Here is a 14,712-nt window from a genome sequence, read left to right as displayed (position 1 = left end):
AATGGGCCTGATGACCCAGGCGCTGGGTGCGTTCAACCAGGGGAACTCACTCAGGGTGACGATCGGAGTCCCCCCAGTTCAGGGGAGGCGGAGCGCCTGGCGAGTGCGTGGTCGGACGGACGCCCCCTTTGGTGTGCCCCTGCCGGACCCGGTAGAATGGCTTCGCAGCTCTGCAGGAAGGCGGACGCATGCGGTTCTCGGACCTCGTCGACACGGCCGCGATGCAGCGGCTCTGCGACGGATTCTCGGCCATCACCCACACCACCACCGTCCTGATGGACCTCGACGGCACGTGGCTCGCGGCGAGCCGCTCGCGCCACCTCTGCGCGGGCTTCCACCGGATGGCGCCGCCGACGGCCGCACGGTGCAGGGAGAGCGACGCCCATCTCGCGCGACGCCTCGACGGAGGAGAGCCCTACGCGATCCACACCTGCCAGAACGGCCTCGTGGACGTCGCCGTGCCGATCGTGGTCGGCGGGAGGCGCCTCGCCAACTTCTACGCGGGCCAGTTCTTCCTCGAGCCTCCGGATCGCGCCGCCTTCGCCGCGCAGGCGCGCGCCTTCGGCTTCGACGTGGACGCCTACCTCGCGGCGCTCGACGAGGTGCCGATCATCCCGCGCGAGCGGGTCCCCGCCATCATGTCGTTCTTCGCCGACCTGGCGCGCTTCGCCGGGGAGATGGGGCTCGCCCGGCGGAGCGAGCAGGAGGCCAGCCGCTCCATGGCCGCCTCCGAGGCGCTGCTGCGGACCCTGACCGACGCGAGCCCGGACGCCGTGTTCCTCAAGGACCGCGACGGGCGCTGGCTCTTCGCCAACCCGGCGGCCCTGGCGCTGCTCGGCCGGAGGCCGGACGAGGTGCTGGGGCGCACCGACTTCGAGATCTTCGGGCCCGCGGAGGCCGTCGCGATCCAGGCGCTCGACCGCGAGGTGATGGAGCGGGGCGAGCCGCGCGTGGTGGAGGAGGAGCTGCGGACGCCCCGCGGGCCCCGCGTCTTCCTCACGCACAAGGGGCCCTACCGCGACCTCGAGGGGGTGGTGGCTGGCGTGGTGGGCAACGCGACCGACATCACCGAGCGCCAGCGGCTCGAGGAGCAGCTCCGGCAGGCCCAGCGGCTCGAGAGCATCGGGCGGCTCGCGGGTGGCGTCGCGCACGACTTCAACAACCTCCTCACCGTGATCCTCGGCTGCACCGAGGCGATGCGCGCCGACGCCCGGGCCGGCCGCCCCATGCTCGAGGAGGACCTGGACCAGATCCAGCAGGCCGGGGACCGCGCCCGCGACCTGACGCGCCAGCTCCTCGCCTTCGCGCGCAAGCAGGTCATCGCGCCGGTCTGCATGGACCTCAACGCCGCCGTCACGGGGGCCGAGCGGCTCCTGGCCCGGGTCCTGGGAGAGGACATCCAGCTCACCGTCGCGACGGCGGACCAGCCGGCGCCGGCGCGCTGCGACCCGGGGCAGCTCGAGCAGGTGATCATGAACCTCGCCGTGAACGCCCGCGACGCCATGCCGCGCGGCGGCAGCCTGACGCTCGAGACCGCGAGCGACGTGCGGCTGCCGGAGGACCTGGCCCGCCCCGGCGATCCGGCGCACGCGTGGGTGCGGCTGCGCGTCAGCGACACCGGCTGCGGCATGCCCCCGGACGTGAAGAGCCGGCTCTTCGAGCCCTTCTTCACCACCAAGGGGCGGGGCCAGGGCACCGGGCTGGGGCTCGCCACCGTCCACGGCATCGTCAGTCAAGGCGGCGGCCGGATCCGGGTGGAGAGCGAGCCCGGGCGAGGGTCGCGGTTCGAGATCTACCTGCCCCGCGCGGAGGAGCCGCTCGGGGAGGCCGCGTCGCCGCCGGAGGCGGGCGCGTCTCGCGGGACCGAGTCGCTGCTCCTCATCGAGGACGACTCGCAGGTGAGGGCGGTCACGGCCCGCGTGCTGCGCAGCGCCGGCTACGAGGTGACGGTCGCCGCGAACGCCGCCGAGGCCCGGGCGGCGTTCCAGCAATCGGAGCGGCTGGACCTGGTGGTGAGCGACGTGGTCATGCCGGGGATCGACGGGAAGGCGCTCGTGGAGGAGCTGCGCGGGACGCGGCCCGGCCTGCGGGCGCTCTTCCTGTCGGGGTACGCCGAGGACGTCATCGCCCACCGCGGCGTGCTCGAGCCCGGCGTCGAGTTCCTCGCGAAGCCCTTCACCGCCGCGGCGCTGACGGCGCGCGTGCGCAGCCTGCTCGATCGCGACCGCGCGTAGGGCCTCGACGGCGACCGCCCGGCGTTCGCCGCGCGCGGGGCCCCCGGCACCTGGGACGAGACGCCCGCCCGGCGGCCCGGTAGGTTCGCGCCATGAGCCACCTCCTCCTCCCCGACGCCTCCATCCCGGCCCTGGTGCTGCGCGCCGTCGTCGTCTACGCCTTCCTGCTGCTCGCGCTGCGCGTGGCCGGCCGGCGCGAGCTGGCGCAGATGACGAGCTTCGACCTCGTGCTGCTCCTGGTCATCTCGAACGCCGTCCAGAACTCGATCAACGCCGGCGACAACTCGCTCACCGGCGGGCTCGTGAGCGCGGCGACGCTGGTCGCGCTCAACTGGCTCATGGGCTACGCCACCTGGCGCTGGCGCGGCGTCGAGCGCGTCGTGCAGGGGAAGCCGATCCGGGTGGTGAGCGAAGGGAAGGTGCACGTGAGCGCGCTGCGCCAGGAGCTGCTCACGCTGGCCGAGCTCCGGTCGGCGCTCCGCAAGCAGGGGATCATGCGGATCTCGGACTGCAGGGTGGTGACGCTCGAGCCCGACGGGACGCTCACCGCGGTCCGCAGGGACGTCGAGCAGCGCTCGCTCGCGGAGCTGGCGCACCCGCAGGCGCGGTTCGAGGGGTAGCCGCGCCGCCCGGAGCTACCGGCTGCGCCGCTTCTTCGGCCGGGCCCCCACCTTCACCTTGGACGGGGCCTTCCGGAGCCCGGAGGCCTTCTTCGCGGGCCGCTTCGCCCGCAGCGCCGCCTCGAGCGCGAGCTGGGCCCAGGGCCTCATCTCCTGTGGCTCCTCCAGGGCGCCGTCGGGCGGCGTCCAGTAGCTCATCTCCACCGTGCCGTTCCTCGACTCGTAGACGAACGGCTCGCCGCCGGCCTCCGCGAAGGCGGCCTGGGTCTGCGCGTCCACCTTCAGGTAGAGCCGGTCGTCGAAGAGCAGGGCGATGGACACGCCGCGGCAGAAGACGAGGTGGCCGCCCATCATGGCCCGCGGCGCGACCGCGCCGACCGGCTCGAGCAGGTCGAGCACGTGCGCCAGGAAGGTGTCGTCGCGCGTGCGGGCGCTCACCGGGCGGCGTCTCCGGTCCGATGGAGCGCGTACAGGTCCTCGAAGAGGGCGGCGCCCCGCTCGAGGCGGGCCTCGTCGCCGGCGTGGGCCGCGGCGATCCCGGCGACCACCTGCCCCACGCCGGACGCCTCCTCGCGCCCGTACTTGGCGTCCTTCACGTCCACGTCGTGGACGATCTCCGCGATGGCGCGGAGCCCGGGATCGTCGATGCCGAACCGCTGGAGGAGGACCTCGAACGTGCAGAGGTCGCCGTCGTGCGTGAACTCGGCGTCGAACATGTCGAACCGGAGCTCGCCGGGCTGCGGCGCGTAGCCCTTCGCGGGCACGAACTTGAAGCGGGCCTCGGGGTCGATGATCTTCCGGATGAGCCAGGCGCTGGCCATCCGATCGACCTTGATCCCGGTCCGGGTGACCCAGGTACGGCCCCGGTAGTCCTCGCGCAGGAGCCTGGGCTTCGTCGGCGCGCGCGACTCGTTGAGCGGCTTCATGCGTGACTCCATCGCGGAAACGACGCCCTCGGCGATCTCGCGGCCGGGCGCCCCGAAGAAATCTATCGCCTCGACCTCCGAAAGCCGCCGCCTCAGCCGGGCGACCTGGTTCGCCACCTCGTTGCGGCGGTTCTCGGGGGGAGGCCCGCGCCTCGGCAGCGAGGCGGCCACCTTCCGCGCTTCCTCCGCGACCTCGCGGTAGTCGGCCTCTCGCGCCGCCTGGAAGAGCGCGAGCACCTGCCCGTCGGACAGGCCCTCGATGAAGTGCGCCTCCAGCATCGAGGCGTCTCCGCCGCCCTTCACGACCTCCCGCAGGACCCACTGGAAGTCCTCCTGCGTCTCCTCGTTGTGCGGGAGGGCGTAGACCGAGTTCTTGATCGCCACCGCGCCGATGCGCTGGAGGTGCCGGCCGATCTTCACCCGCAGGTAGGCGGGCCTGGGCGGGATCTGGTGGATGAGCACGAGCCAGCGGGTCCGCTCGGGCGGGGCGCTCGGGGCGTGGGGTCTCATGCGCGCGCCTCCCATATAACAACTGAATCTCCGGCTTCAACGAGCGCGCGGCGCGACGCCGGAGCCGCTCGCGCGCTCGCCCGGCGGTCGCCCCTTCGCTCGCCCGGGCACCTCCTCCCGCGTGGAGTGCGCACGGTTGAACCTGTCAGGTTCAGTTGTTACATCGGCCCTGGGGAGGGTGAGGCGGTGGACGAGCGGCCCAGGCCCAGCGTAGAGGCTCCGCCGGGCGAGGCCGGGCGCGTCCCGATGCGCGAGCTGTTCTGGTACTTCCTCAAGCTCGGCTGGCTCGCCTTCGGGGGTCCCGTGGGCCAGATCGGCCTGATGCACCTGCAGATGGTGGAGCGGCGGAGGTGGATGGACGAGGACGAGTTCGTCCGCGCCCTCAACTTCTGCCACCTCCTCCCCGGCCCCGAGGCGCTGCAGCTCGCCATCTACGCCGGCTACAAGAAGGGCGGCTACCTGGGCGGGGTCCTCGCCGGCGTGCTCTTCATCCTGCCCGGCTACTTCACCCTCTCCGCCCTCGCGTGGATCTACGTCCATTACGGGAAGACGCCGCAGGTGCTCGGCGCGCTCTGGGGCTTCCGCCCGGTCGGGCTCGCGCTGCTCCTCGCCGCGCTCGTCCGCATCTCCCGCGCCGCGCTGAAGGGCGTCTTCCCGGTCGCGCTGGCCGCCGCCGCCTTCGTCTCCTTCTACTTCCTGCGGCTCCCCTTCGTGCTCGTGCTCGTGGGCTGCGGGCTCCTCTTCGTCGCCCGGCAGCGAGCGGGCCCCTGGGCGCGGGCCGCCGCCGCGAGCGCCGTGCTCCTCGCCGCGAGCCGCGCGGACGCGGCCGAGTCGGTGGCGCGGCGGGCCCTCGACATCTCGGTCTTCTTCTTCAAGGTCGGGCTCTTCTCCTTCGGCGGCGCCTACGCCGTGCTGCCCTACATCCGGGAGGGGGCCGTCGCGACCCACGGCTGGATCAACGATCGCCAGATGATCGACGCGCTCGCGCTCGGCGAGACCACCCCCGGGCCGCTCATCTCCATCGGCATCTTCGTCGGCTTCCTGGCCGGCCAGGGCGCGCGCATCCCGTGGACGGGCGCGACGCTCTCCACGTTCTGGCTCTTCCTGCCCTCGTTCCTCTTCGTCCTCCCCGCGGCCCGGTACATGAACTGGCTCACCTCGCGCCCGGGGCTGAAGGAGTTCCTCAAGGGGATCACCTCCGGGGTGGTGGGCCTCATCTTCTCGATCTCGATCCCGCTCGCGCGGGTCGCCTTCATGCCGGGCGGCGCCATCGACGGGATCACGGTCACCCTCGGGCTCGCGGCCTTCGCCGCGATGACCTTCTGGAAGTGGCGCCTCAACGTCGTCGCCGTGGTCCTCGGAGGCGGCGTCCTCGGGCTCCTCCGCGCGTTCGCCCCCGGGCTCTTCGGGGGTCCGCTGTCGTGAGCCCCGCCGCGCTGCTCCTGGCCGCCGCCCTCGCCGCCGGGGACGCCGTCGCGCCGGCGCCGCTCCCCATGCCCGGCGGAGACGCGGGCATCGGCTTCGACGATCTCCGCTACGCTCCGGAGCTGGGCCGCGTGGTGGTGCCCGCCGGACGGACCGGGCGGCTCGACCTCGTGGACCCCCGGACGCGAGCCATCGAGTCGGTGGAGGGGTTCAGCCGAACCGGCTCGGCGACGAAGGGGCACACCGACGGCACCACCTCGGCCGACGCGGGCGGCGGGCTCGTCTTCGCGATCGACCGGACCGACCGGACCCTCGTCGCCGTCGATCCGCGCGAGCGCCGCATCGTCGCCCGGGCGACGCTCGGAGGCGGACCCGACTACGTCCGGTGGGTCGAGGCCACGGGCGAGGTCTGGGTGACCGAGCCCGGTCGCGAGCGCGTCGAGCTCTTCCGGTTCACGCGCGCGCCCGCGCCGGCGCTCGCCCGCGCGGGGGTCATCGCCGTCCCGGAGGGACCGGAGTCGCTGGTCGTCGACGCCGCGAGGGGGCGCGCGTACACCAACACCTTCCGCGACGCGACCCTCGCGATCGACGTGCGCGCCCGCGCGGTCATCGCCCGCTGGCCCAACGGCTGCCGGGGCGCGCGCGGGCTCGCCCTCGACGCGCGCCGGGGACTGCTCTTCGTCGGCTGCGACGAGGGCAAGGCGGTCGCGCTCGAGGTGTCGCAGGGCAAGCCGGCCGGCGCGGTCGCGACGGGCGAGGGGGTGGACGGGCTCGCCTACGGCGACGCGCGCTCGCACCTCTACGTCCCCGCGGGCGACGCGGGCACCCTCAGCATCGTCGGCGTGGGGGAGCACGGGGAGCTTCGGCCGCTCGGCACCGTCCCCGCCGCGCCCGACGCGCACTGCGCCGCCGCGGACGATCAGGGGAACGTCTGGGTCTGCGATCCCGGGAAGGGCCGCCTGCTCGTGCTGGCCGACCCGTTCGCGCCCTCCCGGTGACCCGAAGCGGGCGAGCGCCGGCTCGTTGCGCCCCGTGATGCAGCTGTCATAGGAAACGGCGCACTGAAGCAGCGCCCGTTGGCTGGCCGCCGGAGGCCTCGCATGCATCGTCTCGCCGTCGCCGCAGGTACCGCGTTCCTCCTCGCCCTCGGTGCGAGGGCCGCTCTCGCGCAGGCCCCTCAGCCCGCGGCGCCCCCGCCCGCCGCGGGCGCGGCGGGCGCGGCGGCGCCGACCCTCACGCCCTCCAGGGACTTCCCGCGAGGCACGGCCACTCCGTCGTCGGACTGCGGGGCGTGCCACCGGGCGATCTACCGCGAGTACGCCGAGGGCTTCGGCAGCGACATGCGATACCCGGGCGTGAAGCTCCGGACGCAGGGGGACAAGACGCTCGAGCTGCCGGCCGAGACGTCCGTGGCGGCGAGCGCGCACGCCGTCGCCGGCACCGACCCCTGGCCCATCCACGCCCGCGAGGCGGAGGAGGAAGGGAAGAAGTGCAACGTCTGCCACTTCCCCCAGCCCTTCGCGATCCCCGAGCCCACCACCCTCGAGCTCGCGAAGCCGCAGCCCCGCCAGGAAGCGCAGGGCGAGGGCATCACCTGCGCCGCCTGCCACCTCACGCCCGACGGGAACGTCCGCGGCCCGCACCGGGTGGAGGCGCCGCACGCGACCGTCGCGGACGAGCGGATGTCGCGCAGCGAGATGTGCGCGTATTGCCACGCGATGGGCAAGCGCGTCCCGGGCAAGCAGACTCAGACCTACCTCGAGTGGCGGGACGACTTCGCCGGCCCGGGGCTCGGGCGGCAGCAGTGCCAGGACTGCCACATGCCGCGGACCCAGCGGAAGACCGCCGAGGGCCCGGACGTCCCGGTCCGCGCCGTCGCGCGCCACCTCTGGACCGGCGGCCACTCGGGGCAGCGGCTCGGGAGCGCGCTCTCGGTGGTGCTCCTCCAGCCGCAGAAGGATCGCCCCGACGTGGAGCTCCACGTGATCAACGTGGGCGCCGGGCACTCCGTGCCCACCGGATCGAACCGCCGGGCGATCTACCTCCAGACCCGCGTCGTCGATCGCAAGGGGAAGGTCCTCGCCACGCGGGAGTGGATGTTCGCGCCGTGGTACGGCCCCCGGCCAGACGATCGCGCCTTCCTCGCGGAGGACGCGAAGCGTCCCGACCGCATCGCCGCGACGCAGGCCGACGAGCAGGGGCCGCACGAGGCGCCGCTCCGCGCCGGGGAGGAGCGCGTGCTCACGTGGCAGACCGGCGCCCGCGACGGCGCCTACACGCTCGAGGCGACCCTGGTCTACGACCTGAACCGCTACAACGCCCGGTCGTTCCAGGGCGACCAGCGCGAGCTCGCGCGCTTCACCCTGCCCTTCCAGGTCCGGGCGGGCCGCTGAGGAGCCCTCACCGTGGTGGGTCGCGGTCCGCTCCTCACGCTGGTCGCGCTCACCCTGTCCTGGCCCCTGGCGGCGCTCGCCTACCGTCCGTTCAACTCGACGGACGCGGCGGTGGCGGACCGGGGGACGGTGGAGCTGGAGCTCGGGCCCGTGGGCTACCTCGTCCAGGGCCCCGACCGGACGCTCGTCGCTCCGAGCGCCATCCTCAACTGGGGCTTCGCCGACGGCTGGGAGGTGGTGCTCGAGGGACGGCACTTCGTCCAGCTCGGCGGCGAGATCCACGAGCCCCGGCTCAGGGTCGAGGACACCGCGCTCTCCGTGAAGCACGTCCTGCGCGAGGGGAGCTTGCAGGAGAAGCCGGGCCTGAGCGTCGCGACGGAGGCGGGGGCCCTCCTCCCGACCTGGAACGGAGAGTCCGGCGTGGGCGCCGAGTGGGCCGGGATCGTCTCGCAGCGCTGGACGGACCTGACCGTCCACGTGAACGGCGCGGTGGCATGGACCCGGGCGCACGAGCCCGGGGTCTTCGGCGGAGTCATCCTGGAAGGCCACCACGCGTGGCCCGTCCGGCCGGTGGCGGAGCTCTTCGTCGAGAGCGAGCGAGGCTCCCCCGAGACCCTCTCCGGCCTCCTCGGGGCGATCTGGCGCTTCAGCGAGGGGCTGTCGCTCGACGCGGCGGTGCGGCGCGCCCGCGCCGGCGGCGTGGACACCACCGAGCTCCGGGTCGGGCTGACGTGGGGGTTCGGGGTGGGCGTCCCCTAGGGCTCCTCGGTCAGGAGCCGCCGCAGCTCGTCGAGATCGGCGGGCTTGGCGATGTGGGCGACGAACCCCGCGGCCCGCGCCCGCTCGCGGTCGTCCGGCTGCGCGTAGCCGCTGAGCGCGACGAGGCGGACGTCCTGCAGCGCCGGGTCGCGCCGGAGCGCCCGCGCGACGTCGTAGCCGTCGAGGTCGGGCAAGCCGACGTCGCACAGCACGAACTCCGGGCGCTCCTCCCGGACGAGCGCCATGCCCGATCGGGCGTCTCGCGCCGTCTTGACGCTGTGCCCCTCGAGCGCGAGCACGTCCGCGAGCGTCTCGGCGGCGTCCACGTTGTCGTCGATGAGGACGATGCGGCGCTGGGCCCGCGGGGTCGCGGGGCGCGTCTCCGCGGGGAGCTGGGCGGGGAGGACGAGCGGCAGGCGCACCACGAACTCGGCGCCGCGGCCGGGGCCGTCGCTCCGGCCCTGCACCGTCCCGCCGTGCAGCTCCACGAGCCCCTTCACGAGCGCGAGCCCCAGCCCGAGCCCCCCCTTGCTCCGGGCCAGCGTCTGCTCGCTCTGGACGAACGGCTCGAAGACGTGCGGCAGCTCCGCGGCGGCGATGCCCGCGCCGGTGTCGCGGACGCACAGCTCGGCCCAGCGCTCGTCCCTCGTGAGCGACACCGTCACCCTGCCGCCGCTCGGGGTGAACTTCGCCGCGTTCTGGAGCAGGTTGCCGAGCACCTGCGAGAGGCGCGTCGGATCGACCTCGACCCACGCCGGCGCGAAGCCCATGTGCTCGACGCGCAGCTCGACCCCGGCGTGCTCGAACACGCCGTGCAGGTCCTCCGTGACCTGCCGGACGATCACCCGCGCGTCGAGCCGCTGGCGCTCCAGCTCGATCTTGCCGCGGGAGATCCGGGTCACGTCGAGGAGGTCGTCCACGAGCCGCGCGAGCTGCTCCGTCTGCCGGAAGATGACCGCCCTGGCGCGCTGCGACGCCTCGCTGCCGGGTGGGGCCTTCTCCAGCAGGTAGATGCTGTTGCGGATGGGGGCGAGCGGGTTCCGCAGCTCGTGGGAGAGCATCCCCAGGAACTCGTCCTTGCGCCGGTCGGCCTCGCGCAGGCGCTCGACGGCCTCCCGCAGCTGCTCCTCGGTGCCCTTCCGGTCGCTGATGTCGAGCGCCATGCCCGCCATGCGCACGGCGCGGCCGTGCCCGTCGAACGTCGCCCGCCCCTTCGACGCGATCCAGTGGACGGTCCCGTCGGGCCAGACCGTGCGCATCTCGGCGTCGTAGTCCCTGTGGTCGGAGAGCGCGGCGCGGACGGCGCCCTCGACGCGCTCGCGATCCTCCGGGTGGATCGCGCCGACGAACACCTCGTAGCTCATCACCGTCCCTGGCTCGAGCCCGAACAGCGCCTTGCAGCGGTCGGTCCAGTGCAGCTCGCCGGTGAGGAGGTTCCAGTCCCACGCGCCCATCTTGGCGGCGTCCTTCGCGAGCCGGAGCTTCTCCTCGCTCTCGCGCAGCGCCTCCTCGACCCGCTTTCGGTCCGTCACGTCGCGCGTCGTGCCCGCGATGCTCTCGACCGCGCCGTCGGGCCCGAGCACGGGCGTGAAGATGTACTCATAGACGCCGAAGATCCCGGTCAGCGGGGCCCTGAACGGCACCTCGCCCTTGATGGGCCGCTTCGTCTCGATCACCTGCGCGATCTCGCGCATGTGCATGTCGTGGTGCCACTGCTCGTAGCCGAGCTCCCGGCAGGTCTTGCCGATCACGTCGGGGAGCTGCATCCCCCAGACCTCGAGCAGCCGCCGGTTCGCGTAGACGAAGCGGCCCTGGAGGTCGAAGACGTAGACGAAGTCGGGGGTGGTCGAGGTCACGCCGTCGAAGAGGCGCACCTGCCGCTCGTGCTCCTCCAGCGCCTTCCGCAGCTCTCGCTCCATTCGCAGCGCGCTCGCGAGCTGCGCGCGCAGCTCCTCCTGGGGCGCCGCGGCGGGACCTCGCTGGGTCGGGGCGTGGGTGTTCTGGGCGATGGGGGGTTCTCTCACAGGCGATCATTTTAATCCCCCGGCGCGGCCGTGACAGGTGGACGGATCGGGCCGCCCGCCGCCCCAGGGGGCTCCTGGCAGGCGCCGCTCAGAAGCCGAGCTCGAGCCCGATGCCCGGCGCGAGGGACCAGGCGGTGGAGCGGCCGCCGACGCCGGGGAACCACTCACCCACGAGCTGCATCCGGAACCGCTCCAGCGCCGTGAGGCCGACGAGGGCCTGCACCACCGGCCGGGAGCAGGCCGAGACGCTCGACGACGCGGCCACGTCGCAGTGCCCGGCGCCGTAGTCGTCCCCCGACGCGAAGGACCAGCCGCCCCGCAGCCCGAACCGGAACTGCGAGAGAGCGGAGTTCCCGAGCGGCTGGGCCTCGATCCCCGCGGTGAGGAGCCCGGCGAAGGGCGCGGCCGCGCCGGAGGAGAACACGCCCTCCAGCCCGCGGAACCCGGCCGCCGCCGAGAGCGCGAGCCGGGTGCGCAGGAGGTCCTGGCGGATGCCGTGGCTGAAGCCCACCTCCGACTCGGCCGGCCCCATGGTGACGTGCAGCGCGTGGTCGGGCGGCGAGTACGCGAGGGCGTCGGCGGCGAGCTTCGACAAGAAGGCGACCTCCCCCTGGCGCGGCCCCGGCTGCACCGCCGCGAGCGACCGGGCCGCCCGCCCGAGCTCGTGCCGGATGCGGGCCAGGGCGAGATCCTCGCGGCCCGGCGGGACGCGCAGGTCGGCGAAGCGGAACCCGTAGCCCGAGAGCAGGCGCAGCGCGTAGGCCAGCTCCGGCTCCGCCTCCTGGCGCCGCCAGTCGGGCGGCTCGGCCGGCGTCACCCCGGGCACCCTGGGCGGCGGCTCGCCCCGCGCGGCGGCCTCGCAGCGCGGGTTCCGCCAGGCGGCGCCGTCGCCGGCCCCGGCCTTCGGCCGGCGGGCGCAGGCCGAGTAGAGCTCGTCGAGCGAGACCTGCAGGAGGACGCGGAAGTCGGCGAGCGCGTCGCCGCGGCAGGCGTCGGCCGCGCCCGGCTCGCCGTCGAAGACGGCCCGCATGCAGGCGAAGCGCCGCCAGCCCTCGCCGCCCCGCGCCGCCGCGCCCGCCACCGGCGGCGCGACCACCCTCCCCTCCGGCGTGTGCACCCCGCCCGCCAGCATCCGCGAGGCGTCGTACATGCCGAGGTGGAAGTCGAAGACGCGGAACTCGGTCTCGAAGAAGCCGAGGAACGCGGCGATGGGCGCGCCCGCCGCCGGGTAGTGCCGGGTCGGGAGCACGATCCGATCGGCCACGCCGGGCTGCTCCTCGAGCAGCGTCGCGAGCTCCTTCGACCGGGCAGTGTCCACGAAGGCCGCGAGGAGGTCTTGCACGTGCCGCGGCAAGGAGCCGTCGTCCGGGGTCAGCTCGGCGACGCGCGGCGCGGGGTACTCGGCCGAGTCCGGGTCGATGAAGCCGAGGGCCAGGTCACGCGGCACGTCGCGCACGCCCGGATCCGGGACGTCCCTCCACGAGAGCCGCCCCGAGCCCGGGAGCCGCTGCAGGCCCACCCGCGCCAGGCCGGCCGCGAGCCGCAGCGGCGCATTGTCGAAGACGCCGCCGTCCACGTAGGGCGCGGTCCGGGCCTCCGACTCCAGGCAGAGGCCCGGCCGCGCGGTCTCGCCGGCCGCGCAGGTCCGCAGCGGCTGCGGCGGGAAGGCGATCGGGAAGGACATCGAGGCGAAGACGAGGTCTCGCAGGGCCGCGAACCCGACCTCGCCGGCCTCGTCGGTGACGAGCAGCGCGGCCGGCCACAGGTTGGGGACCGGGTAGTTCGTCACGCGCGGCGGGCGCCCGGGGCCGCGCCCCTGGATGCGGAGCGCGAACTTCTCCTCCATGCTCGGCAGCTCGAGCCGGCCGCCCGCCGCGCGCAGCCGGCGCGGCCGGGCGCGGGTGGCCGAGATCCCGAGCACCACGTCGCAGGAGCGGTCGAGCCCGCGGTTCCAGGCCTCCTCGATGCGGGCCGCGCCGCGGTCGAGCCACTGGCGCGAGAAGACGCCGAGCGGCGTGGCCGGCGGGTCCACGAAGAGCTGGTCGAAGCCGACCGGGATCCAGGTGCGCCAGAAGAGCGAGCCGGTGGGCTCCGCCGGGCGCTCCGGCCCGCACGCGGCGATGACCGCGAGGAGCGCGTTCAGGCTCCCGGCCGACGCCCCGGTGAGGAGCGGCAGGCTGGCGCCCGGGGACCGCTGCACCGCCTCCATGGCGTAGGAGAGGAGCCCCGCCTCGTAGGTCCCGAGCGACACGCCGCCGCTCACGGTGAGCGAGACCGAGAGCGTGTCGTCCGCGGCCTGGGCGGCGCCGTCCGCGGCCACGCCGCCCGTGGCGAGCCAGGCCGCCGCGGCGATCGCCTCGAGGATGGGAGCCACCATGCGTCCTCCGCGTGAGCGCGGGGCTCACCCGCCCGCGGGCGGGTGCAGGGACCGCGCCACCGCCGGTGGGGCGCTTCGGCTGCGAGATCCCCCCACCGGCCGGGCCGACTGTAGGCCGTTCCGACACCCCTGTCGCGGATCCGGCCTCGCGCTCGAGCGCGCGGAGGACGCCGGGCGGGGATCGCTCGCCGGGCGTTCGCCTCAGTCGTCCTCCATGGCCGAGGCCGCGACCGCGGGCGGCCGCGAGCCCCTCGTCCACGACGGTGTGGCGAGGGCGCGGAGAAGCCTCACGGCACGTGGAAGCCCAGGTCGATGCTCCGGGCCCAGTAGCAGCTCGAGGTCTTCATCGTTCAGCTGGGCCGTCAGCGTCACCGTGATGGCCGCAGCGACCTTGACCGGCGGCGTGTAGACCGTGCTCGCGTCCTGCACCGGAACGACCGTTCCGAGGTCCGGGGCCGAGCCGCTGAGGGTCCAGATGGGCATCCCCGAATCGCCCTTCACCACCGACGTGAAGGTGAGCGTGGCCCCGCTGGCCTGCGTCGAGGCGGAATGAGGCTGCACCTCCAGGGACGACGACGCCCCACCACCCCCGCCCCGCAGGCGGCCAGGACGAGACACCCGAGTACGGCTGCGCAGCGTCCGCGCATAGGGTCCTCCCGTCGATCGCAGGACTCCAGCGAGAGCCCGTCAACCTGTCCTGGGGGGTGCTACTTGCTGGCGTCCGTCGCTCGGTGCGCCCTTCGGCACACACGCTGAAACGGGCTCGCGGTCCACGTGGACGGATCGTCGAGCTCGGGACGAGGGGCCCCGACCGGATCCGTGCCACCTTCAGCGGGTGTTCAGCGCCCGGTACTATCTCGTTCAACCCTCCCCTGCGCGCCAAGTAGCTCGTACCTGCCAGTTGCACGACGACGGCTCAGCCGCCGGCGGGCTCGCGAGCCCAGGGGACCGCGAGGAGCCGCTCGTAAGTGATCGCGGCGCCGGTGTGCTCTCCGGTCCCGTACGTCCCCGCAGCGAACTTGGCCAGCGCCCGCTCGACCTCGACCAGCAACGCGCGCTCTCGCGCCGCCACTTCGAGCCCCTGCTCCTGCTCGGTCTGACGCTGGGCCGCCTCCTCGAACTCTGTTTCCTGTTCGGGCCGTGGAGACGTGGTTTCGACCGACTCCAGCACCCGGAGAATCCGCGCGCGCTCTTGCTCCAGCCTTCGCCTCAGGTTCTCGAGCTGCTGCTTCGTCAACGTGCTCGCCATGTCCATTCGCCTCGCCCTCTCTCGACCGTTTCGCCCTACCGCCTGCGCTCGGGGCGCGCGATGAATTCGTTCCCCGAGCGCGCCCGCCTGCCGGGCAGCGTGTCTCCCCTTCGGGGCCCTCTCGCATGGCCGGCGTCCCATAGTAGGCGTGCGTGCGCGCGCACCTCGCTGCAGAGACGACGGCCAGCAGCATCC

Annotated in this window: 12 protein-coding genes; 6 read left to right on the top strand and 6 right to left on the bottom strand. The window is 74.0% G+C overall.

Annotated features, from left to right (window positions below; all coding sequences use genetic code 11):
* The first annotated feature begins 188 nt into the window (after positions 1-188).
* A complete protein-coding gene (locus AMPC_RS02105; RefSeq protein WP_248343899.1) occupies positions 189-2,234 on the top strand; it encodes a PocR ligand-binding domain-containing protein in 2,046 nt (681 codons plus the stop codon).
* A 92-nt stretch (positions 2,235-2,326) separates the two neighbouring features.
* Entirely contained in the window at positions 2,327-2,854 is a 528-nt protein-coding gene (locus tag AMPC_RS02100; protein ID WP_248343897.1) for a DUF421 domain-containing protein, read from the top strand.
* Between the two features lie 15 nt (positions 2,855-2,869).
* Here AMPC_RS02100 and AMPC_RS02095 read toward each other — a convergent pair whose 3' ends face one another.
* On the bottom strand, positions 2,870-3,292 hold the full coding sequence (locus tag AMPC_RS02095; RefSeq protein WP_248343895.1) for a TfoX/Sxy family protein: 423 nt from the start codon (positions 3,290-3,292) through the stop codon (positions 2,870-2,872).
* Positions 3,289-4,290: a chromate resistance protein ChrB domain-containing protein gene (locus AMPC_RS02090; protein ID WP_248343893.1), complete on the bottom strand. Its 1,002-nt coding sequence runs from the start codon at positions 4,288-4,290 to the stop codon at positions 3,289-3,291. The genes AMPC_RS02095 and AMPC_RS02090 overlap by 4 nt, the downstream gene beginning before the upstream one ends.
* Positions 4,291-4,536: 246 nt before the next feature.
* Here AMPC_RS02090 and chrA point away from each other — a divergent pair, with 246 nt between their 5' ends.
* The 4 genes from chrA (at position 4,537) to AMPC_RS02070 (ending at position 8,867) form a co-directional block, all read left to right on the top strand.
* The gene (chrA, locus tag AMPC_RS02085) at positions 4,537-5,715 is read left to right on the top strand and encodes a chromate efflux transporter (protein ID WP_248343892.1); all 1,179 of its coding nucleotides are present in this window, start codon (positions 4,537-4,539) and stop codon (positions 5,713-5,715) included.
* The gene (locus tag AMPC_RS02080) at positions 5,712-6,713 is read left to right on the top strand and encodes a YncE family protein (RefSeq protein ID WP_248343891.1); all 1,002 of its coding nucleotides are present in this window, start codon (positions 5,712-5,714) and stop codon (positions 6,711-6,713) included. The genes chrA and AMPC_RS02080 overlap by 4 nt, the downstream gene beginning before the upstream one ends.
* Before the next feature lie 342 nt (positions 6,714-7,055).
* Positions 7,056-8,108, top strand: coding sequence for a NapC/NirT family cytochrome c (locus AMPC_RS02075; RefSeq protein ID WP_248343890.1), 1,053 nt, complete (start codon positions 7,056-7,058; stop codon positions 8,106-8,108).
* Between the two features lie 12 nt (positions 8,109-8,120).
* A complete protein-coding gene (locus tag AMPC_RS02070; protein WP_248343889.1) occupies positions 8,121-8,867 on the top strand; it encodes a hypothetical protein in 747 nt (248 codons plus the stop codon).
* On the opposite strand, the gene AMPC_RS02065 is transcribed toward AMPC_RS02070, so the two are convergent.
* The 4 genes from AMPC_RS02065 to AMPC_RS02050 all read right to left on the bottom strand — a co-directional run bounded on the left by AMPC_RS02065 (position 8,864) and on the right by AMPC_RS02050 (position 14,523).
* Complete coding sequence (locus AMPC_RS02065; protein ID WP_248343888.1) at positions 8,864-10,891, bottom strand: PAS domain-containing hybrid sensor histidine kinase/response regulator; 2,028 nt, start codon at positions 10,889-10,891, stop codon at positions 8,864-8,866. The two genes, AMPC_RS02070 and AMPC_RS02065, sit on opposite strands and share 4 nt — an antisense overlap.
* Positions 10,892-10,979: 88 nt before the next feature.
* Positions 10,980-13,268: a patatin-like phospholipase family protein gene (locus tag AMPC_RS02060; protein ID WP_248343887.1), complete on the bottom strand. Its 2,289-nt coding sequence runs from the start codon at positions 13,266-13,268 to the stop codon at positions 10,980-10,982.
* Between the two features lie 201 nt (positions 13,269-13,469).
* A complete protein-coding gene (locus AMPC_RS02055; protein WP_248343886.1) occupies positions 13,470-13,751 on the bottom strand; it encodes a hypothetical protein in 282 nt (93 codons plus the stop codon).
* 433 nt (positions 13,752-14,184) lie between these two features.
* Positions 14,185-14,523: a TraR/DksA family transcriptional regulator gene (locus AMPC_RS02050; RefSeq protein WP_248343885.1), complete on the bottom strand. Its 339-nt coding sequence runs from the start codon at positions 14,521-14,523 to the stop codon at positions 14,185-14,187.
* Positions 14,524-14,712 lie beyond the last annotated feature (189 nt).

The organism is Anaeromyxobacter paludicola (assembly GCF_023169965.1).
GTDB lineage: Bacteria > Myxococcota > Myxococcia > Myxococcales > Anaeromyxobacteraceae > Anaeromyxobacter_B > Anaeromyxobacter_B paludicola.
This window is presented reverse-complemented; position numbering and strand designations above follow the sequence as displayed.